General features: G+C 64.4%; 14 protein-coding genes and 1 tRNA gene. 8 read left to right on the top strand and 7 right to left on the bottom strand.

Features of this window, described 5'->3' with window-relative positions:
• The 3 genes from addB to trxA all read left to right on the top strand — a co-directional run bounded on the left by addB (position 1) and on the right by trxA (position 6,987).
• Entirely contained in the window at positions 1-3,033 is a 3,033-nt protein-coding gene (addB, locus tag L338_RS10365) for a double-strand break repair protein AddB (RefSeq protein ID WP_022698317.1), read from the top strand.
• On the top strand, positions 3,030-6,569 hold the full coding sequence (addA, locus tag L338_RS10360) for a double-strand break repair helicase AddA (protein ID WP_022698316.1): 3,540 nt from the start codon (positions 3,030-3,032) through the stop codon (positions 6,567-6,569). The genes addB and addA overlap by 4 nt, the downstream gene beginning before the upstream one ends.
• A gap of 79 nt (positions 6,570-6,648) precedes the next feature.
• Positions 6,649-6,987, top strand: a complete 339-nt coding sequence (trxA, locus tag L338_RS10355; protein WP_022698315.1) for a thioredoxin TrxA — start codon at positions 6,649-6,651, stop codon at positions 6,985-6,987.
• An 85-nt stretch (positions 6,988-7,072) separates the two neighbouring features.
• On the opposite strand, the gene L338_RS10350 is transcribed toward trxA, so the two are convergent.
• A complete protein-coding gene (locus tag L338_RS10350; protein WP_022698314.1) occupies positions 7,073-7,975 on the bottom strand; it encodes a hypothetical protein in 903 nt (300 codons plus the stop codon).
• Between the two features lie 84 nt (positions 7,976-8,059).
• Between L338_RS10350 and L338_RS10345 the strand changes: the two genes are divergently transcribed.
• The 3 genes from L338_RS10345 to mdoH all read left to right on the top strand — a co-directional run bounded on the left by L338_RS10345 (position 8,060) and on the right by mdoH (position 12,785).
• Positions 8,060-8,722 (top strand): Fe2+-dependent dioxygenase, encoded by a 663-nt coding sequence (locus L338_RS10345; protein WP_022698313.1) that lies wholly within the window; start codon positions 8,060-8,062, stop codon positions 8,720-8,722.
• A 296-nt stretch (positions 8,723-9,018) separates the two neighbouring features.
• Positions 9,019-10,689, top strand: a complete 1,671-nt coding sequence (locus tag L338_RS10340) for an OpgD/OpgG family glucan biosynthesis protein (protein ID WP_022698311.1) — start codon at positions 9,019-9,021, stop codon at positions 10,687-10,689.
• Positions 10,686-12,785, top strand: a complete 2,100-nt coding sequence (gene mdoH / locus L338_RS10335) for a glucans biosynthesis glucosyltransferase MdoH (protein WP_152485872.1) — start codon at positions 10,686-10,688, stop codon at positions 12,783-12,785. Before L338_RS10340 ends, mdoH begins: the two co-directional genes overlap by 4 nt.
• 23 nt (positions 12,786-12,808) lie before the next feature.
• On the opposite strand, the gene L338_RS17395 is transcribed toward mdoH, so the two are convergent.
• Positions 12,809-12,893, bottom strand: a tRNA-Arg gene (locus tag L338_RS17395).
• A gap of 152 nt (positions 12,894-13,045) precedes the next feature.
• On the opposite strand from L338_RS17395, the gene L338_RS10330 reads away from it, so the two are divergent.
• Complete coding sequence (locus tag L338_RS10330) at positions 13,046-14,404, top strand: tyrosine-type recombinase/integrase (RefSeq protein ID WP_022698309.1); 1,359 nt, start codon at positions 13,046-13,048, stop codon at positions 14,402-14,404.
• Between the two features lie 124 nt (positions 14,405-14,528).
• Entirely contained in the window at positions 14,529-15,602 is a 1,074-nt protein-coding gene (locus L338_RS10325; protein ID WP_022698308.1) for a restriction endonuclease PLD domain-containing protein, read from the top strand.
• Between the two features lie 49 nt (positions 15,603-15,651).
• Here L338_RS10325 and L338_RS10320 read toward each other — a convergent pair whose 3' ends face one another.
• The 5 genes from L338_RS10320 to L338_RS10300 are packed head-to-tail and all read right to left on the bottom strand — an operon-like array spanning position 15,652 to position 26,103.
• Entirely contained in the window at positions 15,652-17,169 is a 1,518-nt protein-coding gene (locus L338_RS10320; protein WP_022698307.1) for a UvrD-helicase domain-containing protein, read from the bottom strand.
• Positions 17,159-18,925 carry an ATP-dependent nuclease gene (locus tag L338_RS10315; protein WP_022698306.1) on the bottom strand — a complete coding sequence of 589 codons (1,767 nt, stop codon included), beginning with the start codon at positions 18,923-18,925 and terminating at the stop codon, positions 17,159-17,161. The genes L338_RS10320 and L338_RS10315 overlap by 11 nt, the downstream gene beginning before the upstream one ends.
• Positions 18,922-22,167: an N-6 DNA methylase gene (locus tag L338_RS10310; protein WP_027068450.1), complete on the bottom strand. Its 3,246-nt coding sequence runs from the start codon at positions 22,165-22,167 to the stop codon at positions 18,922-18,924. The genes L338_RS10315 and L338_RS10310 overlap by 4 nt, the downstream gene beginning before the upstream one ends.
• Positions 22,164-24,317, bottom strand: a complete 2,154-nt coding sequence (locus L338_RS10305) for an N-6 DNA methylase (protein WP_081639585.1) — start codon at positions 24,315-24,317, stop codon at positions 22,164-22,166. Before L338_RS10305 ends, L338_RS10310 begins: the two co-directional genes overlap by 4 nt.
• A complete protein-coding gene (locus L338_RS10300; protein ID WP_051122761.1) occupies positions 24,253-26,103 on the bottom strand; it encodes a DNA methyltransferase in 1,851 nt (616 codons plus the stop codon). Before L338_RS10300 ends, L338_RS10305 begins: the two co-directional genes overlap by 65 nt.
• Positions 26,104-26,107: the final 4 nt, after the last annotated feature.

Below are 26,107 nucleotides of genomic sequence, written 5' to 3'. Positions count from 1 at the left end.
GTGAGCGGCCTGTTCGCCATCCCCGGACCCCGCGTCTATTCCATCCCGCCCTCCGCGGCGTTTCTCGACCGGCTGGCGGCGGCGGTGTGGGACGAGGCGGGCCGCGATCCGATGCGCCTCACAGACTTCACCGTGCTGCTGCCCACAAGGCGTTCGGCGCGGGAGTTTGCCGACAGCATCCGCAAGGCGGCGGGTTCCGCCGCCCTCACCCCGGAAATCCGCACCATCGGCGATATCGACACCGACGCCCCGCCCTTCGAACCCGGCTCGACCGCCGCCGATTTTCCGCCGCCCTGCCCGGCAGGCCTGCGCCGGTTCGAGCTGGCGCAGCTGATCGCCGCGCTGGACGCCCGCAAGGGCCTCGCCCCCGACCCGGCGGCCGTTATCGCCGCGGCGGGCGAGCTGGAAAGCGTGCTGGACGAGCTGGCGATTGCGGAGATTGAGGATCTGTCGCCGCTGGAAGACGGCATCGACCGCTTGCCCGAACACTTGCGGGAGGCGGCGCATTTTCTGGAGATCGTCGGGCAATTCTGGCCGGCGCGGCTGCAAGAGCTGGGCTATGCCGATCCGGGGCGCCGCCGTTCCGCCATGCTGCACGCGCTGGCCGATGAATGGATGGCGAAACCGCCGGACCACCCGGTTATCGCGGCGGGGTCCACGGGCTCCATCCCCGCGACGGCGGCATTGCTGGGCGTGATTGCCGGACTGCCTCAGGGTTGCGTGGTGCTGCCCGGTCTGGACGCGGACCTGGACGACAAGGCCTGGAACAAGATCGACCCGCAGCATCCCCAGTCCGGCCTCAAGAGCCTACTGGACCGGATCGGCATGACGCGGGAGGACGTGAAGGCGTTTCCCGGCGTGCGTGAGGACGCCCCGGCCCGCCGCCGCCGGCGTTTCGTGAACGAGGCGCTTCGCCCGGCCGAGGAAACCGCGGACTGGCTGTCCCGGCTGGAGCGGCTGTCGGAGCTGGAAAATCTGGACACCGCGCGCCTGACCGCGGACGCGCTTTCCGGCGTCTCTCTGATCGAGGCGGAAACCCCGGAGGGCGAGGCCGCCTCCATCGCGCTGGCGCTGCGGGAGTTTCTGGAGGCCGAGGACGGCACGCACGCCATTCTGGTCACGCCCGATCTTTCCATCGCGGCGCGGGTCAGCGCGCGCCTGAAACGCTGGGGCGTGGAGATCGACTCCTCCGCCGGGTGCCCGCTGCGCGAGACCGCGGCGGGGGCGTTCCTCAACCTTGTGCTGGCGCTGGCCGAGGACCCGCATGACCCGGTGGCGCTCGCCGCGGTGTGGAAACACCCGCTCTGCGCCCTTGGCATGCCGCGCCCGCGCCTGCGGGAGCTGGCGGCGCGGGTGGAGAAACGGGCGCTGCGCGGGGTGCGGCCCTCTGACCGGGATATTCTGAAAACCCGGCTGACCAGCAAGGAGGGCGCGCTGGACGAACGCGCCTGGGCGCTGATTGAGGCGACGGACGCCGCGCTGGCCCCGCTGCGTGACGAAGCCCTGCAAAGCGCCGCCGACTTCGCGCGGGCGCTGGGGCAGAGCGTGGAGGCGTTTGCGCAGACCGGGGAGGCCGAAAGCGGCAAGCGCGGCTGGGCCGGGCCGGCGGGCGACAAGGCGGCCGCACTGATCCGCGACCTTATGAACGAATCGGCGGCCCTGCCCGCGATGGACCTTTCCGCCTTCGCGCGCATCGTCTCCCTGATGAGCGAGGAGCGCACGGTGCGCGAACCGCCGCCCGATCATCCGCGCCTGCAGATCATGGGACCGCTGGAGGCGCGGTTGCAGCAGGCGGACATGGTGATCCTCGCCGGGCTGAACGAGGGGACATGGCCGACCCTGAAGCGCGCCGAACCCTTCTTCTCTCAGGCCATGCGCAAGGATCTGGGCATGGATCCGGTGGAGCGGCGCATCGGCCTGTCCGCGCATGACTTCGCGCAATTGCTGGGGGCGCCGCGCGTGATCCTGACGCGCGCCGAACGGGTGGACGGGGCGCCGTCCGTCGCCTCCCGCTGGCTGTGGCGGCTGAAAACGCTGGCGCGCGGGGCGCTGGGCGAAGAGGCGGCGCGCCAGGCGCTGGCGCCGGATTCGCCCTATACGGACTGGGCGCGGCGCATCGACCACCCGGCCATGAACGAACTTGCGCAGATCCCCGCGCCCCGCCCCTGCCCGCCGGTCGAGGCGCGGCCGCGGCGCATATCGGTCACCGGGGTGAAGACCTGGGTCCGCGATCCCTATTCCATCTATGCCCGCGACGTGCTGCGCCTGAAGTCACTGGACCCGCTGGACAAACCGCCGGGCGGAATGGAGCGCGGCAACGCCATTCACGACGCGCTGGAAGATTTCCTGAACGCGCATATGGACGATCTGCCCGCAGAAGCAGCGCACAGGCTGACGGCGCTGGGCGAAGCGAAGCTGCACGAGGCCGGGCTGTCCGATGCGCAGATCGTCGCGGAAATCCCCCGCGTGCGCCGCGCCGCCGAATGGTTCGTGGCGCGGGAGCGGGAGCGCCGGGGCGTTGGCTACGCGCCGCTGCTGATCGAGGCGAAGGGCTGTATTGAAATCGACGCCCCCGCCGGGCCTTTCACCCTGACCGCCCGCGCCGACCGCATCGATGCAGGCCCGCTGGGCCCGGCGGTCATCGACTACAAGACCGGCGCGGCGCCGACCGCCAAGGTGGCGCGGCTGGGCTTCGACCCGCAACTGGCGCTGGAGGCGGCGATCCTGGCCGAGGGCGGTTTTCCGGGCGACAAAAGCGCCGCGCGGCAGGCGCCGCAGAGCCTTCTCTATATCCGCATCCGGGGCGGGCGTTCGGTCGGCGAGATGCGGGAGCTGATCGACGCCGACCATGACGGCGAGAGCCTGATGCGCGCTGCCCGCGAGGGGATCGGGGAGCTGATCGCGCGCTTCGACGCGGCCGACCAGCCCTATCTCTCCCAGCCGCGCGCCCAGTACGTGAACGAATATGGCGATTATGACGACCTCGCCCGGCGCAGCGAATGGGCCAGCCAGGCGGAGGGGAGCGGCGAATGAGCGATCCCGTCGCCCTTGCAACGCAGAACCAGCGGAAGGCCGCCGACCCGGCGACCGACGCCTTCGTTATCGCCAATGCCGGGACGGGCAAGACCAAGGTGCTGGTCGACCGGGTGACGCGCCTGCTGCTGCGCGATGCGAAGCCCGACCGCATTCTGTGCCTGACCTATACCAAGGCCGCCGCCTCCGAGATGCAGGAGCGGTTGTTCACCCAGCTGGGCGACTGGTCGGTCACCGATGACGAGGCCCTTGCCGCGGCCATCGAGAAAGTCACGGGAAGCGCGCCGCCGAAAGACGATCTGGCCAAGGCGCGGCGGCTGTTCGCGCGCGCGCTGGAAACGCCGGGCGGGCTGAAGGTCCAGACCATTCACGCCTTCTGCGAGCGCATCGTGCGGCAATTCCCGGTCGAGGCGGGCGCGCCCACCGGCTTCCGCGTTCTGGAGGAAGCCGAGGCCGCGCGCCTGGCGTCCGACGCGCGCGCCGAGGCGGCCCGCACCGCGATGGCTGATCCGGACGGGCCGGCGGCGGAGGCGTTCCGCATCCTAGCCGAGCGCGTGGACGACATGACGGCGGAGTCGCTGTTCAAGGAGATCGTCGCCAAGCGCGTGAAGCTGAATGCAGCCCTGACCGCGCGGGGCGGATATGAGGGCGCGCGGGCGGCGGCGTTCGGACGTCTGGACATAGAACCGGACCTGACCGCGGCCCGCATCAAACAGGCGCTGTGGAACGCCCTGCCCCGCGACGCGCTGCAACGCGCGCGCTCGGCGCTCAGCGCCGGCGGCAAGACGGATGTCAAATGCGCCGAAGCGTTGAACGCGCTGTTCGCCGCGCCGGACGCGGACGCCGCCTTCGAAGCCTTGCTGGCCGCCTGCCTGACGGGCGGCGGCGACGTGCCCGCGCGGGGCGTCGGGACCAAGGGCGCGCGGGAAGCCTGTCCGGAGATCATCGATTTGTTCGGCGATCGCGACGCCCCCGGTTCTGTCACCGAAAGCCTGCTGATGGCGCGCGACCGGCTGGCCCGGCTGAACTGCGCGGAGCTGACAGCGGGCGTCTATGCGCTGGCGGACGTGATGATCGCTGCGTTCGAGCGCCGCAAGCGTCTGATGCGGGCGCTGGATTTCTCCGACCTGATCGAACATGCGCGCTACCTCCTGACCTTGTCGGACGCGCGCGAATGGGTGCGCTACAAGCTGGATGGCGGCATCGACCACATCCTGATCGACGAGGCGCAGGACACCGCCCCCGACCAGTGGAAGCTGGTCGACGCCCTGACCGAGGAATTCTTCGCGGGCGAAGGCGCGGCGGAACTGGACCAGACCCTGTTCGCCGTCGGCGACGAGAAACAGTCCATCTATTCCTTCCAGGGCGCCGAGCCGGCGAAATTCCTGGAACAGACGCAGGACTATATCGGCCTCGCCGCCCATGCCGGCCGGCGGGCCGAACAGATTCCGATGGAGACCTCCTTTCGCTCCTCCCCCGCCATATTGCAGGGCGTGGACGCGGTGTTTGACGGGGAAACCGCCGCCGCCCTGCTGCCGGACCGGCCGCCGGGCGGGGATATTGCCCGCCACATGTCCGGCCGCGCCGACCGGGAAGAACGCCGCGGCGCGGTGGAACTGTGGCCCGCCACGCCGGTGCCGCCCGAGCCGGTGGAGGAAAATCCCTGGGCCCCGGTGGATGCGCCAAGCCCGGACAATGCGCAGGAGAGGCTGGCGCGCGAGATCGCGGCGCGCGTGAAAGCCTGGCTGGATGACGGGCTGGAGGTCTGGGAGCGCGGACGCGGCTATCGCGCCGCCCATGCCGGGGACGTGATGATCCTGATGCGGCGGCGCAGCGGCTTCTTCTATGAGGTGATCCGCCAGCTTAAGGGCGCGGGCGTGGAGGTGGCCGGCGCGGACCGTCTGAAACTGACCGGGCAACAGGCGGTGCGGGACCTGCTGTCGCTGGCGCGGTTCGCCCTGCTGCCCGAGGACGATCTGTCTCTGGGCGAAACCCTCAAAAGCCCCCTCTTCCATCCCTGCAACGCCGATGCGCCGCCCATCGATGACAACGCCCTGTTCGATCTCTGCCACCCGCGCGAGACATACGCCTCCGTCTGGAGCGCGCTGCAGGACACAGGCGATCCGCGCCTGACCGAAGCGAAATCGGTTCTGGGCGAGGTTCTGGCGACGGTCGGCGTGGCGACGCCCTTCGCCTTCTTCTCCAATCTCCTGAACCGGCTGGGGCCGGAAGGGCAGAGCTTCCGCAAGCGGATCCTGCGGCGGCTGGGGCCGGAGGCGGAGGACGCAATTGACGAATTTCTCAGCCGGGCGCTCAGCCATGAAGGGGCGGACGCGCCCTCTCTCCAGCGTTTCGTGTGCGAGATGGAAGCCGATTCCAGCGACGTGAAGCGGGAGCTTCTCCCCGGTCAGCAGGCGGTCCGGGTGATGACCGTGCATGGCTCCAAGGGGCTGGAATCGCCGGTGGTCATCCTGCCCGACACCACCCAGACGCCGAAAAATCGCGGACTGGGCCTGATGGAGGACGAAGCGTGCGGCTATCTGTTCTCCCCCTATAAGAGCGAGGACGCCGGACCGGCCGGCGAACTGCGCGAGGCGCAGGAACAGCGTGATTATGGCGAGTATCTGCGCCTGCTCTATGTCGCCATGACGCGCGCACAGGACCGGCTGGTCGTTTGCGGTTACCGCCACGGACGGCGCGGCAAGGAAGGCGGGCCGACCGAAGAGGGCCGCATTGACGAGGATAGCTGGTACCGGCGGGTGGAGACCGGCCTGTTGCGCGCGGAAGCGGAGCCGATAGACACCCCGCTGGGCGGGGGCCTGAGACTGGGCGAGACCGAACGGACCATGGCCCGCGAGACGCCCCCGGAGACAGCCGCGCCCCTGCCGGGCTGGATTGCCACCGCCGCCGCGCCGCCGGAGCGCCGCGCCCAGAGCGTTGCGCCCTCACGGCTGGGCGAGGACGAGGCGGCCGGGACGGAACGACCCGGCTTCTCCCCGCTGGAGGACGAGACCGGGCTGCGCTACCGGCGCGGCAATCTGATCCATAAATTGCTGGAGCTGCTGCCCGAAATCGAACCCGAACGCCGCGACGGCGCGGCGGAGGCCTGGCTGGACCGGCAGCCCGATCTGGACGCGCAGGCGCGCGCCGATATCCGCGCCAGCGTGTTCGGCGTGCTGGACGATCCGGCGTTCGCCAAAGTTTTCGGCCCGGGCTCGAAAGCGGAAGTCGCCATTGTCGGCGAATCCCCGGAACTGCCCGCCGGGCAGTCGATCAACGGTCAGATCGACCGGCTGGTCGTCACCGATTCCGAAATCCTGATCGTGGACTACAAGACCAACCGCCCGCCCCCGGCAAAGGCGGAGGACGCAGACCCGGCCTATATCCGCCAGCTGGCCGCCTATCGCGCCGTGCTGAGAGAAATTTTTCCCGGGCTGGCCATTTCCTGCGCCCTGCTATGGACCGAATCTGGCACACTGATGGAGCTTCCCGCAGCCATGCTGGACGTCGCGCTGCCCGCACGTCCGGCGACTTGACGGGGTGAAAGGGCATACATACCTGTCTGCCCACGCCGCGGCGGTCTGCGGCCAAAGAATTTGAACAAGGAGGTTCGCAATGGCGACCAAGAATGTGACCGACGATTCCTTCCAGTCCGACGTTCTGGAGTCCTCCGGCCCGGTGCTGGTGGATTTCTGGGCGGAATGGTGCGGCCCGTGCAAACAGATCGGCCCGGCCCTTGAGGACATCGCCAACGAAATGGATGGCAAGGTCACCGTCGCCAAGGTGAACATTGATGACAATCCGGGCGTGCCGACCAAGTACGGCGTGCGCGGCATCCCCACACTGATGCTGTTCCAGAACGGCCAGGTCGCCGGCACTAAGGTTGGCGCCATGCCCAAATCCAAGATCAGCGAGTGGATCGAGGAAACCGTCGCGGCCAACGCCAGCGCCTGAACCGGAGCGCGCGAGCCGCCAGACAGAATAAAGGCCGGAGCGGCGATCCGCTCCGGCCTTTTTCTTTGGCGTTCGGGCTTTGCCTTTACAGGCTGGCCGCCGCCTCCGTGGCCGCCTCGCTCGCCGACATCACGTCCGCCGCCGGAACCGGCGGCGTGTCCGGGCGCTGGCCGTTCGGGTAAGCCTGTCCCAGCAGGGACAGCGCGCTCTCGAACGTGGTCAGCGCCTCGGCGTCCGCGCTCTCGATGGCGGGCAGGGCGGTTTCACCGCGCTTTTCAGCGGCCTTGAACAGGCCATAGCCGTCCAGATAGGCGTGGCTGTCTTCGGCGCTGTTGAGCGCCAGTTGATATTGCAGGGCCGCGCGCTCGATCAGATCGCCAAGGATCTCGCCTTCCACGGCGGCCTGGGTCGCCTCGCCTTCCGGCGCCACGGCCGCCGCCTCGTCGAGCTGAGCCAGGATATCGTCGATCGCGGTGCGGATTTCCGCGTCCTCCGCGCCGTCGAAATGCAGCATCGCCGCGCCGTTCAGCGTCTCGTACATGTCCGGGCCGCCCGCTTCCTGCAGCACCGGCTCGAAATCCAGATAGATTTCGGAAATCGGGTGAGCCAGCAGCTCCGCCGTCGCGCCGCGGTCGCCCGCCTCCAGCGCGTCGATGGCGGCGTAATAATGGGCGCGCATCACGTCGATGGCGGTCAGGAAGACCACCGGATCGGTGGCCGCGGCCTGCGGGTCGATGCCGAACTCGCCGCCGGAGCCGCCTTCGCCCTCGCCTTCTCCTTCACCCTCGCCTTCGCCAACGACGGAAGAGGTCTCGGCTTCGGCGGGCGCGGTATCCTGCGCCGGCGCGGCGTCGGCCGGGGTTTCGGTGGCCGCCGGTTCGGCGGGGGCGGCGTTCTCGCCGCTGTCGCCGCAGGCGCTGACGCCGCCGGCCAGCAGGGCCGCAGCGCCGATGGAGGTCCACAGACGGGTCTTCTTGCGAATGGGCATGAGAAAATTTCCTTCGATATGATTGCATTCGGGCCGCGCGGCGCCAGACTGCGAGGCCTAGCGCACCTGCAAATCATTCGCAACATGATCCTGATACTCGACAGCATCCTTTCCGACGCCGAGCTGAAAACGCTTCGCGACACACTCTCCACGCGCGAGGGGTTCCAGTCCGGCAAGGCGACCGCCGGCTGGGCCGCCAAACCGGTGAAGAACAACCTCCAGACCAGGGCCGGGGCGCGTTCGGACGGGCTGAAGCGCATCGTCGAGGCCGCGCTGATGAAGCACGAAGTCTTCAAGGCCGCCGCCCAGCCCAAGCGGATCGTCCGCACCGTGTTCAGCCGCTATGAGGCCGGCATGGCCTATGGGACGCATATCGACGATGCGATGATGGCCGGCGCGCGCACCGATCTCTCCTTCACCCTCTTCCTCAATCCGCCGGAGGACTATGAGGGCGGCGAGCTGGTCATCGAAAGCCCGGAGGGCGAGGCCGATATCAAGCTGCAGGCCGGGCAGGCCGTGCTTTACCCCACCCAGCGCCTGCATCATGTGGCGGAGGTAACCTCCGGCGCGCGGCTGGCGGCGGTGGGATGGGTGCGCAGCCTGGTGCGCAGCGCGGAACAGCGTGAGATGCTGTTTGACCTGAGCCAGACCGTTCAGCAGCTGCGCAATATCGAAGGCGCGAACGATGCGCTTCTGAAGGTGCTCAAGACCAAGGCCAATCTTCTGCGCATGTGGGGCGACGACTGAAAGCCGCGCGTAGGCGATCCTGTTTCCGGCCCCGCGCGGTTCAAACTCTCGTCTTATTTGTCTATTCATCTGCGCCGGGCAGGGTCAGGGCGTCAAACCTGATCCACGCTGCGGGCCGTGAGGGACAGATCATGCTGCAAGCGCGAATATTTCCGGCGGGCCGCCGGCGTATCAACACGAGCGCGCGAAAGATCGCCTTGTTGTTGCCGCAGCTTGCGTCCATACACATATATGCTGCGGCGCAACATGACGCCGCGATTGATGCGTGCGTCAGGCAGACTCGGCAAGGCCGATAGATGAACCAGAAAATTATATATTCGGTCGTTCTGGCCGTTCTCTTCGCCGGCCTTGTCCTTGCCGGGGTGATGGTGACCCATCAGCGCAACACGTCCACGGACGCGGCGCCGCCGGAACAGGCCGCGCCGGAACCCGCCCCCGTTCAGCCCGTCCCTGCGGAGGAAGAGACAGCCGCGCCGGAAAATACGCCTGTCGACGATGTGGTGCTGAACTGGGCGCGGCCCGTTCCCGCCGCGCCGGAGCCGCAAATGGCGTTCAGCGTGGTGGTGGAGAAAGCGCGCATTCTTGCCGAAACCTCCTATGAAGCCCCGGAATCCAGCCTGCCCGGATCGGTGACGGAGCTGAACTATGACGCCTATCGCCGGATCGAATACCGGCGCGAAGCCGCCGACTGGGCCAATGGCGCCAGCCAGTTCCAGATCCAGTACGACCCGCAGGGCTTCCTGTTCAAGAACCCGATCAAGATCAATCTGGTTGAAAACGGCGAAGCCGCCCCGCGCCCGTTCCGGCCGGAGGATTTCAATTTCTTCGACCTGCCCATCACCGAGGAAGACCGTCAGGCCCTGGGCTTTGCGGGCTTTCGCGTCACCACGCCGCTGAACGCGGCCGGCAAGTTCGACGATTTGATCAATTTCCGCGGCGCCAGCTTCTTCCGGGTGCTGGCGGCGGGCACCCATTATGGCGCGTCGGCGCGCGGCATCGCGGTCTCCACCGCCTCCACCAGCGGCGAGGAATTCCCGGCCTTCCGCGAATTCTGGATCCTCAAGCCCCAGCCCGGCGCCTCGGCCATTATTATCTACGCCCTTCTGGACGGCCCCAGCCTTTCCGGCGCCTACCGCTTCACCGTGGAGCCGGGCGGCCAGACGGTGGTGGATGTCGACATGGTGCTGTTTCCTCGCCGCGGCATTGCCGATTTCGGCATCGCGCCGATCACCTCGATGTTCGATTTCGCCCCGCACGACCCGGCGGACGGGCGGCAGGATTACCGGCCGGAAGTGCATGATTCCGACGGGCTGATGGTGCGCCTGCATAACGGCGAATCCGTCTGGCGCCCCCTGATCAATCCGCGGGAGCTTCAGGTTTCCGTCTTTGCGCGCCAGGCCCCGCTTGGCTTCGGCCTGATGCAGCGCCAGCGCCAGTTCGCCGCCTATCAGGACCTTGAGGCCGATTATCATCACCGGCCCAGCGTCTGGGTCGCGCCCAAGGGCCAGTGGGGCGACGGCGCCCTGACCCTGATCGAGATTCCGACCAGCAACGAATATAACGACAATATCGTGGCTTTCTGGCAGCCCTCCACGCCGCTGGAAAAGGGCAAGGCCGCGCGCTTCGGCTATCGCATGTATTGGGGGCTGGAAGCGCCGATGCATCCGTCCGTCCCGAAAATTTCGGACACGCGGGCCGGGATGGTCCCGGACTCGAAAAACCGCCTGTTCGTGATCGATTTCCAGAGCCAGGACTGGCCGGCGCCCGAAGCCATGGCCGCCGAGGTTTCCGCCTCCACCGGCGAAATCCTGAACAAGCAGATCGTCCGCAACCGCGAAACCGGCGGCCTGCGCCTGACCTTCCAGCACAAGCCCGAAGGCGTGCAGAGCGCCGAGCTTCGCGCCCAGCTGACCCGCGCCGGACAACCGGCCAGCGAAACCTGGCTCTACCGGTGGACGCCGCGGTGACCCTCGACAGCCCGCGGCCGCCCGAGGCGCCGCTTTCCATGCCGGCGCAGTCCTTCGCGAAAAAGCCGGACAAGCGGCATGGCCTGGTGCCCTCGCGCCGCTGGCGCAAGGCGGCGGTGGGCGTGGCCGGGGTCGCCACGTCCGTCTGGGGCACGGCGGAGATGTACCGGGTGCTGGATGTGGCGGGCGTCACGACGCTGGAGTGGATCCTGCTGGCGCTGTTCGCGGTCAATATCTGCTGGATCGCCTTTTCCTTCGCCAGCGCCACGTTCGGCCTCGCCGCCGCGCTGGCCGGCATGAGAGCCGGGCGCAAGGCGGACCGGGACGAATCTCCGATCAAGGGCCGCACGGCCATCGCCTTCCCGATCTATAACGAGGAGGTGCGCCGGGTCTTCGCGACCGTCGCCGCGACCGCGGAGACGTTGAAAGACGCGCCGGGCGCGTTCGACTGTTTCATCCTCAGCGACACCACAGATCCCGAAATCGCGCTGGAAGAGGAAGCGGCGTTCCTGAAGCTGCGGGAGCGCGGCGCGGACAATGTCTATTACCGCCGCCGCACCATCAATCGCGCGCGCAAGGCCGGCAATATCCACGACTTCGTCAGCCGCTGGGGCGGTCGTTACGACTATATGATCGTGTTCGACGCCGACAGCTATATGGAGGCGGACACGATCCTGAAGCTGGCGCGCCGCATGGAGGCCGCGCCCGATATCGGCCTGATCCAGACCGTGCCCAAGCTGGTCGGCGGCGAGACCCTGTTCGGCCGGGCGCAGCAATTCGCCTCCTCCCTCTATGGCCCGATGCTGGGCAGCGGCATCGCCTGGTGGGCGCAGAGCGAGGGCAATTTCTGGGGCCATAACGCCATCATCCGCACGCTTGCGCTGGCCGAGGCGGCGGGCCTGCCGGAAATGCCGGGCCGCGCCCCGTTCGGCGGCAATATCCTCAGCCATGACTTCGTGGAGGCGGCCCTGCTGCGCCGCGCGGGCTGGCGCGTGCGCATCGATCCGGACCTGAACGGGTCCTATGAGGAAGGCCCGCCCACCATGATCGACATGATCACGCGCGACCGGCGCTGGTGTCAGGGCAATCTGCAACACATGGCGGTGCTGGCGCGCGGACGCGGGCTGAAATGGACCAATCGCCTGCATCTGGGCATGGGGATCTGGGCCTATCTTTCCTCCCCCGCATGGCTGCTCTTCATCCTGATCGGCCTGGCGCTGTCGCTGCAGAACAGTTTCCTGATCCCGAAATATTTCGGCGAAAGCGCGATGCTGTTCCCCAGCTGGCCGATCATCGACCCGGCGCGCGCCCTCAACCTGTTCATCATCACCATGGGCATCCTGTTCGCGCCCAAGCTCTACGGCATGATCTACGCCGCCGCATCCGCCAAATGGCGCAACAGCGTCGGCGTCGGGCGCTCCGCCGCCGGCGTGATCAGCGAGACGCTGATCTCCGCCCTCGCCGCGCCCATCCTGATGGCGGAACAGACCTGGGCGGTCATCTCCGTCCTCAGCGGGCAGGACTCCGGCTGGTCGCCGCAAAAACGGGGCGCGGGCAATTACACATTCATCGACGTGCTGCGCCGCCATGCGCTGGCGACGATTCTGGGCATTGTCCTGTTTGCGTTGGCGCTGGCCATCTCGCCCATCTTCGCCGCCTGGCTGTCCCCGGCCGTCGCCGGACTGATCCTGGCCGCCCCGCTTTCCTATTTCATCGGGTCGGAGGCGCTGGGCCGGGCGACGCGCAAAGCCGGCCTGTTGATGACGCCGCAGGAACACGCCGTTCCGCCCGCCTTCGCGGCTTCCCGCCGCGAGCAGGAAAATCTGGACGAACTGGCGCCGCCCGCCTTCCAGACCCTCCTGACCGACGGATCCGCGCGCGAACGCCGCCGCGCCCTGCCCGATGCGCACTGGCCGTTGCTGGAGACGGACGTCCATATCCCGCTGGCCATCGCCCGCGCCCGCGCCGACCGCGTCAACACGCCCCCCGCCTTCGAGGCGGCGCTGTCAAAGCCCGAACTGCTCGCCCTGCTGAACGCCCCGGTCATACTCGACCGGGTCGCGGACAAGCTGGCCGACACGCCGCCCGCCTCGTAAAATCTGGATCGGGAAAGAGAAAATGGCGCGCCTATCAGGATTCGAACCTGAGACCTCTGCCTTCGGAGGAAATATGTCTGTCTTTCCGAAAAACACGATAGAATGCGCTGTGGCACGCTAAGCTCCTGACTTTAATTGCATTTTCAGGTCATCCTCCCGCAAGCTTCTATCCTAACCTACGCTCTGGTTTCCGTCCGCGTGCTTACGTGGTGCTTACGTGACGCTTACGCGAAGTCCGAGCCCGGAAAGGAGACAACGACATGGCACGGATCACGAAGCGCACGGTCGACGCCGCCAAAACCAAGGCCAAGGACTACGTCATTTGGGATGATGAGTTACCTGGGTTTGGACTGCGCGTGTTCGCATCAGGGAAGCGCAGCTACGTCATCCAGTATCGCGCGGCCGGTCGGTCACGACGCTACACGATCGGGCTACATGGCATATGGACGCCGGAAACAGCGCGCCGGGAGGCGCGGATACAACTCGGCAAGGTCGCGCAGGGCGAAAACCCTGCCGAAGAGAAGCAGATCAACCGAAATGCGATCACCGTCAAAGAACTGTGCGAGCGATACGTGGAGGACATGAATGCGGGCCTGGTGCTTGGAAAGAGCGGTCAGCCCAAGAAGGCGTCAACGATCGGGACCGACATCGGCCGCATCAACGGGCACATCATCCCTCTGTTGGGGAAGCGGCGTGTCCAGGATTTGACCCGAGCCGATGTGACGAAGGCGATGAATGACATTATCGCAGGAAAAACCCGCGCAGTTCGGAAGAGCAAGAAGCTACGCGGCAAGTCGATCTTGCGGGGCGGCACTGGCACTGCGGCCAAGGCGATATCGCTGCTCGGTGCTATCCTGACCTATGCAATCAACGCCGGGATCATAGAGCACAATGTGGCCCACGGGGTGCGCAAGCCGAAAGACAAAGTGCGCGACCGTCGTCTTACTGAAAACGAATACCGCACGCTGGGAGAGATGCTCCGCGAAGCCCAAATGAACGACAAGTACAGCATAACCGTCGAAATCATTCGCCTGCTGGCCCTCACGGGCTGCAGGCGAAGCGAAATCATTGGGTTGCTGTGGGCCGAGGTGGACACTGACGGAAGCTGTCTGCGGCTCACTGATTCCAAGGAAGGCGCATCCACTCGTGCCATCGGCCTTCCGGTTGTGGATTACCTCGATCAACGTCGGAAGGACGTGCTCTCCCCTTACGTCTATCCAGGAACTCGCGGAGGCGAGGCCTTCGGCAGCTTCCCCAATCATTGGAAGCAGATTTTCGATGGCTCACCGCTGGCCGGGATAACACCGCACATTCTCCGGCACAGCTTTGCCAGCGTCGCGAATGATCTCGGCTTCACGGAGGTGACGATCGCGGCATTGGTCGGCCACTCCAAGGGAACAGTCACGAGTAAGTACATCCACTCGCTCGACACAGCACTCATTATGGCGGCCGACACAATTTCTGGGTACATCGAAGCGCTTCTTGATGGCTCCGAGTTTCAGAAAACGGTTCACGCTTTGGATCGGAGATCAAGACGCGCTGCGCTTGACCAGTTCCTTCGAACTGCCGTCGAGGATCCGTCTCCGTTACATAACTTGCCCAATCAATGCGCCGCCTAGTCGGCCGAAATCAGAATCCCCCTGAAGCTGAGAAACCTCTTTGAAAACGCAAGACAAAGTCCGAGGGTAGATCAGAGCCTGCCTTGGCCGTGAGTACGGTGCGGCTCAAAAAGGGGAAGGATGGATGCTGATCATTCAGAATCAACTACAGCCGGGCGCAATCCAGAACGCGCTGTTCGATTTGATGAGGGAAGGGCTTGAAGCGGTCCGGGTCTGTAGTGCTTACATGTCCGTGTCCGGTAGCGAGATTCTGCTGGATGGCATCCGGCGATCGGCGGACGGCGGAAACCTCGACCGGATAGAAAAGACGATCGTGACGTCGCTGGATTTTGGGATTACCGACCCCGACGCCCTCGCTTTTTGGGGCGACGTGCCGGGAACGAGAGTCTTTGTCGCTGGCGCTGCCCTGCTCGACCACGGCAACCTGGTGCCGCAGGTAGCATTCCACCCGAAGCTATATGTATTCGACAGACCCGAAGGGGCGATCGGCAGCCTTGTCGGGTCCGCCAATCTGACAAACCGTGGTCTGACGATTAACAGCGAGGCGGCTTGGGCGGAGTCAGCACACGATCGCGCTGCAGAGATGAACATAGCGTGGGATACGGTTACACACGGCGCGGTCCCGCTCACCGGCGAAATTCTTGCGCGGTACCGTGAGCTTCGGCGGCGCATGCCGCGCGAGCGGGCCATAGAAGAATTGGAGCCTGTGCCCGCACCTGCAATTGGTCCGCAAGGCAGGTACACGCCGTTTGCCGATGCGGATGTCGATCCGCAGGCATTCACACAGATGTGGATTCAATCCCGTGGTATGCAGGGCGGCGCCCGAACCCAGCTTGAAATGCCGCGCGGGAGCCACCGCTTCTTCGGCGCGACATACGAAGGCTACGACTACGACAGGGTCGAGCATATTGCGGAGCCGGAACTTTTCTCGGGCCGCATGGAGTGGCGCAATCGACCGGTCACCTGGCACGGCGACAACCGCATGGAGCGGATCAATCTGCCCTCCGCTGCAATGGGCGGATTTGCCTATGAAAACTCTCTGATTTTGTTCCGGCGCGTTGCCCGGAACAGATTTGAATTGCGCGTCTATCCCTGGGATTCGGATTCAGCCCGCGCCTATGTCGAAGCATCAAGGCGCGCAGGACTGGTATTTCGTGTGGGGCGCAATAGTGACCGCCTTGCAGGATTTCTCCCGTAATCGTCGCGAACGATGCGCGCCGGGCATCAACGATGCCACGATGAGCAAGTCAGACCTTGAAAAGCGGACAGGGATCACTTCTCGAAAGAACAAGCGTGAGCGAACGCTTGGCACGGCTGATCGCGACATAAAGCCTGCATCTCGAGTATAGCGTGGAAGAAAAACGACGGTCGCAGGGCAGTATGAGCGCATTATCGCATTGCAGCCCCTTGGCCTTGTGAATGGTGCTGATAGCGCGCGCAGGCGGCACCGGATGAGCAAAGGATCGCCTCCTTCCGAGTTCGGCAAGGCCGTCATGCGGATCGGCAAATTCGCCCAAACGAATCGCATCGCGGTATTCGCTGCGATAGTCGATATTGATCGCCTCGAACCCGGAAACACGGTCTCGGCGGAACCCGGACAGAGCAGTTAGGCACTTGGCAACGCCGACATGGTTGGGCTCATCGAGGATCAGGCGGGCAAGCTGCTGGACATGGATAAACTTGCCGCGCGCCGCGCCCGTGCAGCCTTGGCTCACTTCCTGAACAAAGCGGTTGCCGTGGCTCGACGGACTGAATCCGGTGGCCACGCTTCCCATAAAACCCACGAAGGCGCGCGCGACCGCGACCGGGTCGCCGGCGGCGGCTTCATTCGCGCTGATAAGCCGGTCGAGGGCTGGTCTCGTATGACCCTCCCATATCGGAATTGACCGGTTCCAGAATGCGGCTAGCGCTTCGGTCATGTCGTTTTGCGACGTCAGGATCAGAATCTCGCTGCCGGGGCGAGTGATACCGTTTAACGGCGCGCGTTCGGCATCGCTCAGCCGGTAGCCGCGCCCGGCGGCACTATTGTCCGCATAAAGAACCGTGAGGCCTAGCGGGAGCGCGCCGGTCAAGTCGATGGGGCGGCCTTCTTTCAAGGCGTCGCGGCTCTGCAATATCCAGTTGCCGAGTGCGGGCGTGCCGTCGTCCCACCGGTGCGGCGTCTCAAGCTCGGCATAGGCGCCCGCCGCCTTGGTTTCCTCCCACCGCGCCTGCGCCTGCTCAACCGCCGCCTTGGTCTTCGCGTAGATGCCCTGCATCGGATCGCCAAAAACGCGGAGCTTCGCACCGGCTTCGCGCAAGGCCATGAGAACGCCATGCTGGTCGGCGCTGGCGTCCTGGTGCTCATCGGCAATGACGATCGGGAACCGCGCGGCCAGCGCAGCGGCAACGAACGGCCTACGCGTAATCAGCTTCCCGGCGCGCGCGGCTAGAGTGGCATAGGCATCCCCGCCCTCCCGCCGCGCCCAGGCGGCCGGATCGGGGGGAAGATCGAGCGATTTGTGGTAGGCGCTGGCAATCTGGACGATCAAGGAATCGAGCGTTCTGATTTCGACTTTACGGTGGGCGGTCCTTGTCGCCTGCGCGAACGCGGCACATGCCGCGTGCGTGTGGGTGAGAATCAGGACGCACCCGGTCGAAAGCGCCGAGGCAGCCCGCAGCGCATAATGGGCACCCTGATAGGTCTTGCCGCATCCGGCCGGCGCCTCCACCACGACCAAAGGCGCGTTTGAATTAAGAAGGGCTGCGACATCCTCATCCGTCATGGGCAATATCGGCGATCGTAGCTTGCCCAAGGGCGGCACGGATCGCATTGAAGAATGGCAACAGATCAGGTTTGAGCGCCGGCCAGATACTAAGGGCAAACATCTTGGCGGCGAGTTCGCGGCCGCCCGGGGCCGATTTGAACCACCGCCGCCCGTGCCGGCTCCACATTTTCGTGGCCTCATCATCGGGCGCGCCGTCCTTGCTGCCGGTTGCGGCCGCGATCAGCAGCGGCCGAAAATCATCGGTTGCCGCGAGGATGGCCTCCAGGCTCTTGTCCTCAATGCTGAGGCGCGTCGCGAGGGTAACACGCCGCTCGGCGGCAACGCCCGCATCGTCATGACCGATCAGCTCTGCAAGCCGGTCCTCCGGCACCAGCTTTATGATGGCCTCTTCGGTACAGCCTCCTTGCCACTGGAACAGGCGATCGCCCATCTTCGTTTTGAGCGCGGTCCAACGGCCGGATGCTTGCCCTTCGTCATCGGCGAAACCGCCGAACGCTAGACCGCCGCCCGCGAGCGCTTCGAGAAGATCCAGTGTCGCGGGATTGCCCTGTCCGTCGCAAACGCGCACGCCGTGGTCGGCAAAACTGCCGTCGATCGCGCGTTCCAGCATGTAAGAAAGAAAGCCCACCTCGGTCGGGCCTTCGGCGATGACGGCGAAGCGCGACAGGAAGGTTTCGGGATCGCGCTCCTGCTGCCTTGCGATCTTTGCATGCGGCAACGCGCCGATATGGCCGGCACCGTCGAGATACCACAGGCTTGCCTTGTCAGCCGCATTGATCGCCGCAGCACTGTGCGTGGTGACAAAGCTTTGCGCGGCCTGGGCCTGCAAGCTCTTGACCAGCTTGCGCTGGCGGTAGGGTTCGAGGCCGCGTTCGATCTCATCGATCACCGTGATGCTGCTCTCCGCTTCGCTGGCGGCGGCGATTTGCAGCGCCGTCATGCGCCGCGTCCCGGCGCCCCAGCTCGCAAGGGGAAGCGAGACGCCGGGAGCACGATCCGCCATCAGACCGATCAATGCGCCGATGGACAGGCCCTGACTGCTGGTTAGCGCGAGATCGAGGCCACTCGGCAAGGCTTCGGTCTTGAGAGTCCTATCAAGCTCTTCGAGCGCCTTCTTGGCCTCATCGCCAAGATGAGCAGCGAGATCGATTTCAGACACGCGCTGCCCTATCCGGGCACGCAAGCCCTTGTCGGCCAGCAGACGATCAAGGGCCGAGCCGTAAACCAGCCGGAGATCGCGGTCGTTACGGTCGTCACCGCCAAGGCGAACGACGCCGATATCCCGGCGTACAGCAGCCGAGAGAAGATCGGTTTCATCGTTGGGCTGGACAATTTCCCAGTAAATTTCCAGCTCGGCAGTACCGCGCACCTGCAGCCGGTAAACGGGCCGAGCGGAAGCAGGCGCCCCCTGCTCTTCATCTTCATCGCCGACCGGCGGTACGGCATTGCTGCCGTTCCATTCCCACGGCCAGACAAATTTCTGCTGCTGTCCGATTTCCGAAGATGCGGGCAGGGCCAAGACCGCCTGAATAACGAACTCGTCTTCCACCTTGCGCTGCCAGTAGTCTGCCTCCGAGAGCACGATGCTATTGGAGGGGCTGAGCAAAAGCGCAATCGCATCGAGGATGGTGGTCTTTCCGGCGTCGCCGCCGCCAAGCACGATGTTCATCCCGGAGGTCGGATTCCAGTCGAGCGCTTGAAGACCGCGAAACCGGTCGATCTTCAGTTTGAGGATTGTTGGGGTTTCTGTCATGCGCCATCCGCTCCGGCCGCCTCCGGCTCGTCTTGAGGCGCGCTCGTGCCGAGCAACGCGGCACAAAGCTTTTCGAGTTTTTTCTTCTCGTCCGTTGCTGCCAGCGCTTCGCGCATTTTTCGGCGCCGTACCGGCAATGACCGGTTCGGATCGCCGAGATACGCATCGCCTGCCACTGCCGCCGCGGCAATGGCCGCGAGCTGTCGCGCAAGCTCTGCAATGCGCTGGTGATCCTCATTGAATGGATCGAAAGCCGGCATTAGCCTGTAGGGAAGCGTGTGGATATGGCGCGGACCAAAGTCGCCTTCGGGATTGAACGGCAGGATCGCATCGGTCAGCGCGCTGCTGTTGAGCACGCCGGTTCTGAACCACGCTTCGTGCTCATCCGGCACAACCTGCCAGTACAATGTCTGGTCGATCACCAGCGCGTTGGCTTCGGTCAGCGGCAGGCACGCAGCGCAGATATGCTTACCGCCCGCGCCTGAGAGAACAAGACAGCCGGCATCGCCGAATTGCTGGTTGGTCAGCTTGTTGCGGACATTGATCCTGTATTCGAGCGTGTTGCCGGCACCGACACTTGCCAGTCGCGCATTTATCGCGGTGAAGCGCCGCGCGGTATTAGTGAAACCCATGCGGCGGATTTCAGCAGGCTCGTAAATCTGCCACGCACCGGCAGCGTCACGGCTTGCCGGGATAGCAACCGGGGCGCGGTCGTCACCGAGCACGAACGGCAACAGATTTTCCGACTGCGCCATCAGGTGGATGAAGCGCGGCGCGACATGGCCAGGGAAGCGCTCGCCTGCGAGCTCCTTCACCTGCTTGACGGTGAAGCCCCATGTCGTATCGCGCGTCGGGGTATCAACGCGAAACTCGTTGCCAGAGTTATTCAGGATTTCTACACACACGGCACCGCGCGGCATGATGTCCGCGCCCTGTTGCGAGACTTCCTCGCTGCCGGCCGGTGCGGCGGGCATTCCGCCTTTTTCCAGCGCCCACGCCGTGCGCGTCGTACCGATCCTGCGGATCGAGAAATCGGCCGCTTCCGGCCCATCCTGCCTGGCTACAAAGCCACGCTGCGGCGCCGTGTCGGCAGCACCGGGATCCGATTCCTTATGCCCGATCAGCGCGGCACCGGGATATTTGAAGGTGCCAGGCGCAACCTGCCAGACTTCGGAAACACAAAGAGGAACCGGGCGCGGGCTGGTCAGATAGGCGCGCTGCCGGAACCGCTCATGGTGGGTGCCGTTGAAAATCGTGCCGGGAACGAGACAGGCAACCGCTGCCCCCGGCGCCAGATAGCGATCGACCGCATGCAGCAGATGCGTCGTGCCAAGCTCAAGATGCAGGAAGGATTGCCCTGCGGGTTTGACGCCGTAGAGCGCTGCGCGTCGCGAGAGCACCTCGCGGTAGGGATTGTCGGCGAGCGCGCTCATCGCCAGCCAGGGTGGATTACTGACGAGCCCGTTGAACTGCCCTGCAAGCAGACCGGGCCGGTAAGTGTTGCGCAGAATGAAGGCCCAGATACCGTTGCGTCCGGCAGCAGCAAGCTCCTTCATGCGGTTTGCGAGCGCGAGCACAGCGGTGATCGCCGCCTGCCGGAGCTCCGCTGGCAGACTGACGACGCTCGCCGCTACCGCCGTGTCGAGTGTCGCGGCGGCATCATCTTCGGTGAGCGCAGGGGCACCTTTATCGCGCGCTTCATCATAAGCCCAATCGATGATCCGGTCGAAAAGCTCGCGATAGTCCGGGTGAACGAGACCGGCGGGCAATGCGATCGTCTCGCCGTCGAGCGTGATGTCGATCACATCACCCTCCCCGAGCATTGGGATCGATGCCGAGACCGGCGTCACCGCAAATAGAGAGTCGGCGTGATAGACGGGGATCGTGACCGGCGCGGCAGCGGCATTGATTTCTGCCGCGAGGGTAATCACCCAGGTCGTCTTCGATAGCGCAACCGCGAGCGGATCGATGTCGAAACCGGTGACGACTTCATGCAACGCGGTGATCTCGGCATAGCCGTAGCGATCACGCGCGGCCTTGATAACTTCGGCCAAGATCGCGCCCGAACCGCAGCACATATCGACGATCGCGGGCGCTTCGCCCTCGGGCAAAAGATCGAGGCAACGCTCGGCAAGATGGCGGGAGAGCCAGCCCGGCGTCCATTCCTGGCCCAGTAGTTTGCGCTGGCTCCGGCGGGCAAGCTGGGCCATCAGGCGGCCGAACAAATCCTCTTCAGCGCGCCGCGAGAAATCGTAGGCGTAGAGGTCGCGCTGGATTTCTCGGGCGACGGAGAGAAAGCCGCCGATATGCGCGGTTCTCGCGATCCACCCGAAATAGTCCTGCTCGACGAGGTTGCCGAGCTGATAGCGGTCGCGAAAATAGGCACCGTTCAATATCGCCTGAAGCTCATCATCGGCGCTAACGATTGCAGAACTAGCGAGCGCGTTGGCGCTCAGCAGCCGAGCGAGGATGTTGAGATAAATCTCGTCGACATAAGGTTCGGTCCGGAATCCGCCGCCGGCACCTTCGAGATGATCGACGAAGTGCGACCACAGATCGGTAGCCAGAGAGATCGACGGATCGCTCTTGCGGCCAGCATCGACCAGCTCTGTCAAGACTTTGACGTTGCGCCGGTAGGCCGGGCTTTCCAGGCCGAGATCGAAAGAGAGATTTTCCGCGATCAGCGGGCGCGATTGCTCGCGCGCCAGATGACGGCGGAGGAAAAGTGTCAGGCGCTCAGCAGCCTGTTCGTCATCGCTTGTCTCGGTGAAATTCTCAACTTCGGTGAGATGGATGTCGTCAATGGTGCAACTGGCCGGATCGACACCGGCACGCAGCGCAACATCGTAGGCATACCACTCGACGGTATCGGAGAGGATGCCGCGGACTTGCGAGTCTTTCGCTCCGGCGCGAATGAGCCCGGCGGCATGTTCCTTGACTTGATTGAAGCCTTCATCGCGCTTCGCTTTGTTGCGCAGATCTGCTTCATATTCGATCGTTGTCGATCCAATAAGATTGTCTATGAAACGGTCCGCAGCCTTGCCCGTCTTGGTGCCGACCTTGGTATGGGCTTCGGCGCCTTCGCCATAGTGATTGATCCAGCCTTCATCGTCAGAGTCCGGAAAAATGCGGCGCAGCCGGGACTGGAACTCACCGCGCAAGACGGCTTCCACTACCGCCTTCTGCCGCAAGCCGCGACAGCGTACAATTGCCTCACGGGCCTGACCCAGATCGGAACTCATGCAGCACCTCGCTGGCGCCCTGCGCCCAATGCAGCGCGGCGTTCGTTGAGGCGTTCTGCGAAGGCGTCGACATCGCTATCGGAGGCCTGGTTTCCCAATATCGCCTGCAAAACGATCCGGTCGCAGAGTCTTGGATCCTGACCACCAATGCCGGCGTCATTCAGACTGGCGATTGCCTCTCGGTCGAGCTGCGGCACCGCCATCGTACGAAGGTGGACAGCCTCAAGTTTGAGAGCACCGCCGCCAAGCTGCGTGCCCGTTGCTTCCATCACGGCGCGGCACCACGCGCTATTCAGTAATGCAGTCAGGCCGGCCACCGTCCAGCCACGGTCTTCGGTCCAGAACGTCGAAAAGTTTGCATCAATAAGTATGGCCGGGCTCGCATTGGCGTAAACCTGAGGCACGCCATGAATGATCCGAGGCACAAATGCCTGTGGCAGATGGCGCGGCATAAAGTCAGGGAGCATGTACCAGTATCGCGGCAACGCGCTCTTGCGGCCAGCACGCGCATTCGTCCTAACAGCTGACATCTCCGGGATGGGCTTGGCATTTTCACCGCTTCCGATCCGAGTTTCGCCCGCTGCACGGACATGGGCGGCCAGTTCGTCAGGCATGACCGCCGGCAACTCGTCAGAGTGCAGGAGTTGATACGCTGCGGCTTCATACACCTGGTCCATATCTTCCGGGAGGACAGCGCGGCGAAGATCGAGGACACGGGTGGCGGGAAGTATGCCATTTCGCCATGCTTCAAGATCGGCCTGACGGTGTAGGACCGGGATGAGCGCGCTTTCCGGAACCGGCACGACACGCCCACTACCAAATACCGGGTCGGTCTGAACGCGCATCACGGCATCATTCTCGTCGCCGATCAGCTTGACATAGAAAAACCGGTTGCAGCCCGTTCGCAGTCCCTGACCAGCGTGAATACCGGCCGAGCTGAGCGGGCGCAGCGCGCACCCGTCAAATGATCGTGGCAAGAGGTCGCGCAGCGCTTCGGGCACGGACGCCGTGCTTGAATCGGATTCCACGGCAGCAGATCCATTGGCCCCTGCCGGCTCCAATGATTTCACCCAGGGACGCGCGTCGGCCTGCCCCCGCAGTGCCACCCATTCCTCTTCAAGAGAGAATGTGCGGTCACGAATTCCGAGAACCTCCGGCCGTACGGAATTGCGGCACCAAGCTGCGAAAGCGTCTTCCGGCTGCCTGCCGGAAAACGCAGCCCCCACAAGCGATTCCGTGCAGGCAGCCTCGGGGGCAACCTGTACCCAGAGGGCTTCGGGCCAGTTCCGGCGTACGTTCAGCGGTTCGGCCATTTCCGCGTCCGGCAGGCGCCGCGCCACAATGAGATGGGTGCGGACGAGCGCATCGGAAAACCAGCCCGGCTGCGTATCCTCAATGACTAGTTCCAGCCGAAAACAGCGCAGCAGTAGGTAACGGATTACATCCGCATAGGCGCGGGAACGCCACGTCGCTGGCACAACGAGCGCGAGACGGCCTTCGGGCCTGACGAGCAGCGCGCTTAGCAGCCAGGCCGGCACTGATAGATCGGCAAGTCCCGAATAGCCGTCTGTCAGCGACCTCCAAATTTCCTGTGCGACGCCGGACAGGCGCTGTTCTACAATGTCGGACAGCCCGGACCTGATCTTTGATCCACGGCCGTTGAGGGATTGATAGCGCACATAGGGCGGATTGGTGATCACCAGGTCGTAGCCGGAGCCCGATAGTGTCTCATGCGTCGCCGGCTGGAAGGCATCACCGCAGATGATGCGGGGGACAAGATCGCCCCCAATAGTCACACGCCGTAGCCTCGACTCGCACATTGCCGCAGTGGTCTCATCTACCTCGATGGCATCGACACGAAGCAACCGCGTTCCGCGTGTGGAAGCCGTCTCACTTGCGGCATCGAGAAGGTCGCCGCTTCCGGCCATCGGATCGAGAATGCACTGCGTTCCGGCGTCAACAGCGAGCGCAGCAAGAGCCCGACCGAGCGGCATTCCGGTAAAAAACTGGCCAAGCTCCTTTCGTTGCGAGGCCGGCAACGCCTCTTCGAAAGCGCGTGCCTCGCTTCTGATGGCTATGTTCGCATCATACTCCCGCACAGTGGGCTGCCTTTGCCATATGGTGCGTATCGTGCCACCGATAGAAGTCATCGGCGTCAAGCGGCACCTTCTGGTGGTTCGTCAGGAAGTAACTGACGAGCCGTGAATAGAGCCTTTGCGGAGTCTGCTCTGACGGATCAAGTGTGAGGGCGGCATCGCTGAGCTGCGCGGCAATTGTCCAGACACATTCGGGCGTCGTCTCTTCGGTCGCAGGATCTTTCCCCAGCAGCAGCACGGGATCACCTCTCACTGCGCCCGATGTCGTGACCTGCTTGAAGCTGCCCTGCGTTTTGTCGAGAACGCCTGCGCATTCCACGTTCAATCCCGCGCCGGTATAGGCGGTCTGCAAGGCGTTCCAGACCTCTGCCGATGCGGAGTGGAACACAAGTGTGGCCTGCCCGTGCGGTTTCAAAATACGCCGCACTTCCGAAAGAGCAGTGGTCAAAAGGTCCTGATATTCCGAAAGGTTCTTCTTCTGGCTATTGCTTACTATGATCTCGTCCGCCCGGTCGGTGTAATCTCCCAGCCAAGCTTCATTGATGAAGCTGATTTCCGCATAGGGAATATTGCCGCCGAACGGGGGGTCGGTGAAGACGTAGTCGATACTGCCGTCGGATAGGTCGACAGCACAGCTCGACGCCTGACAGACCTCAACCTTACCAGCGCGCCCGTGGATGACCGAAAACGCTTCCGCAATTGTTTTGAGCTTGCGTTGCAGTCCGGCGAACAGATTCTTCTCGACCGGCAGACCGCTGATATAGAGAACGCCCGGCTGCGCGCTCGTAACCACAAGGTCTTTCTGCCCCGACTTCGCGACAACACGCGTCATGACGGTCGCATGCGCTGCATTGTAGCTCAGAAGCCAAAATCGCAGAGCGTCGCGCAATCGGCCTTCATAGTCTCCGGTCAATTCCCAGAGCCGGGCAAACACGATCAAGTTCCGGCGGGTATAGAAGTGATGCAGGTGGGTAATACCCTGATGGTAGCCGCGCCGGTAAAGATCGCCCCAAGGGATGAGTACGTTCGGCACGGATTCCGGAATGGGCTCATCCGCGATGCGCTCAAGCAATGCCATGTCTGCTTTGCTGGGTGAACGCGACCACCGCGTTTTGCCTGTGACGCCATAAATGCGTGCGATCTCCCGCGCCCGACGTTCGGTCTTATCCCCCGTCACATCGTCTGCCACGGTTTCGGTAAGTCGCTCAATTTCGTCGAAGCTCGCTTCGTGACTGCAGCGCGGGCAATGGAACGCCGAGTCGATGCTGGCGGGTTGGAGCGAAACGCACGCATCCCACAAAGTGACCTTCCGGCGGCAAGCCGGACACCGCAGCAGGTCGCTCCAGACCGCATGACGGATCGCGCCTCTGTTGCCATCAGGGTCGATGGCTCCATACATCCAGCCGGTGTCCTTCTCGGCCCGGCTCAAGATCTTGCTTGCGGCCTTTCGAAACGATTTGGGGTCGGGCGGGCTGGTCAGCGTCTTCCCTACAAAAGAACCCAACGCCCCGAGTTCGTAGAGCACGGCGTTCCGTGCGCCCCACTCAACTTGCAGCCCGAGCCTGTCCGCCTCGGCGCGCAGATCATCGGACGGGTTCTCGCAAAGCAGCGCGGCAAGCCCGGTTGTGCCACTCCCAGCGAACCCGTCGAACACGGTGTCGCCCGGCTTCGTATGGGACGCTATATATAGAGCGATGGCTTCCGGGGAGATTTTTGTCGGATAGGGAAACGCGCCATAGAGCGGACCGGTGCGCTTGGCTGGGAGAGCACGCTCATAGAGCGCGTTGAGGGTCTGCTTGCTTGTCGCCCTGTTCTGTTTCGATCCGTTGAAGCGCTTCACTGGT

The sequence above is a fragment of the Euryhalocaulis caribicus genome (assembly GCF_000412185.1).
In the GTDB taxonomy this organism is placed as follows: Bacteria; Pseudomonadota; Alphaproteobacteria; order Caulobacterales; family Maricaulaceae; genus Euryhalocaulis; species Euryhalocaulis caribicus.
This window is presented reverse-complemented; position numbering and strand designations above follow the sequence as displayed.